1 protein-coding gene and 1 other annotated feature are annotated in these 1,327 nt (G+C 66.8%); the gene reads right to left on the reverse strand.

Annotated elements, in window-relative coordinates; genetic code table 11:
* Positions 1 to 27: 27 nt before the first annotated feature.
* Positions 28 to 1,271 (reverse strand): IS3 family transposase gene (locus ABH936_RS14080; protein WP_131940167.1). Its coding sequence is split into 2 segments (ribosomal slippage): positions 28 to 998 and positions 998 to 1,271, totalling 1,245 coding nucleotides; the frame shifts between segments, so codons are not numbered across the junction.
* Positions 868 to 1,002, reverse strand: a sequence feature (AL1L pseudoknot). Its footprint overlaps the gene before it by 135 nt.
* Positions 1,272 to 1,327: the final 56 nt, after the last annotated feature.

A 1,327-nucleotide genomic window follows, 5' to 3' on the forward strand; every position in this document is an offset into this window, starting at 1 on the left:
TGAAGCGTCCCGGGTTTCGTGCCGCTCCTATGCGGGTGCCAACTCTCGGTTGAGGTTGGCGTAGTAGGCGGTCTCGTACTCGGCCGGGGTGGTCATGGCCAGAGACGAGTGGAGCCTTCGGTTGTTGTACCACTCGACCCATCCGGCGGTGGCGTACTCGACGTCGGCGATGGTCTTGTACGGGCTGTCGTGGAAGATCGTGGTGGTGATGCACTCGGTCTTGTACAGGCCGATGACGCACTCCATGAGTGCGTTGTCGTACGCGTCCGCGACGGTGCCGATCGATGCGGCGATGCCCTCGGCGGCCAGGTGCTCGGCGAAGCGCAGGCTGGTGTACTGCGACCCGGCATCGCTATGTGCGATCAGCTCGCCGGGTTGGACGGGGTGCCCGGCTCGGTCGCGTTCCCACAGCGCGATCCGCAGCGGTGTCAGGACCAGCGGTGTCGTCTTGCTCGTCGCGGCGTGCCAGGCCACGACCTTCTGGGAGTAGCAGTCCAGGACGAACGCGACGTACACGAAACCCGCCCACGTGCGTACGTAGGTGAAGTCCGCGACCCACTTCGTGTTCGGCGCTGCCGCGGTGAAGTCCCGGTTGAGCAGGTCACCAGCCCGATGCCCGTCCTTGGCCGGGATCGTGGTGCGTACCGGACGGCCGCGGCGTACCCCGTTCATCCCCGCGACGCGCATGAGCCGATCCACGCGACCGGCGCCGACCTGGTGACCTTGCCTACGTAGCCAGGCGGTCATCTTGCGACGCCCGTACAGCCCTTCCGGGGTACCGACGAGGTCGTGCAGGACGTTGAGCAGGACCGCGTCGGACGTGTCACGGGCCGATGCGCTGCGGTGGCGCCAGGCCCGGTAGGTGCGTGCGGCGATCTGGCAGCCCTCCTGGCGGAGCACCCTGCAGACCGACTCGACCGCGTGCCCCTCGGCGCGCATCTGATCGATGAAACCCATGATCATCGGTTGCGGGGGTCGAGCTCCCCCGCGAAGAAAATCGAGGCCTTGCGTAGGAGCTCGTTGTCCTCGCGCAACCGCTTGACCTCGCTGCGCAGACGACGCAGCTCGGCCAGGTCGTCGCTGGTCGGCCCGTCCTTCAGGCCGGCGTCGACGCGGTGTTGCGAGACCCAGCGGCGCAAGGTTTCACGGCCCACGTCGACCTTCGGTGACACCAACGCGACGGCCTTGGTGACGGACCCGGCTTCCTCGACGCGGTCCAGGACCATCCGCACCGCGCGGTCCTTCACCTCGGGATCGAACTTCTTCGGCATGAACAACATCCTCTCGAACTCGAAAGGAAGCGGCATCACACCCGGGACGCTTCAGT

Origin of the sequence: Dermacoccus sp. GAS27A, assembly GCF_044909235.1 — a bacterium.
GTDB lineage: Bacteria > Actinomycetota > Actinomycetes > Actinomycetales > Dermatophilaceae > Dermacoccus > Dermacoccus nishinomiyaensis.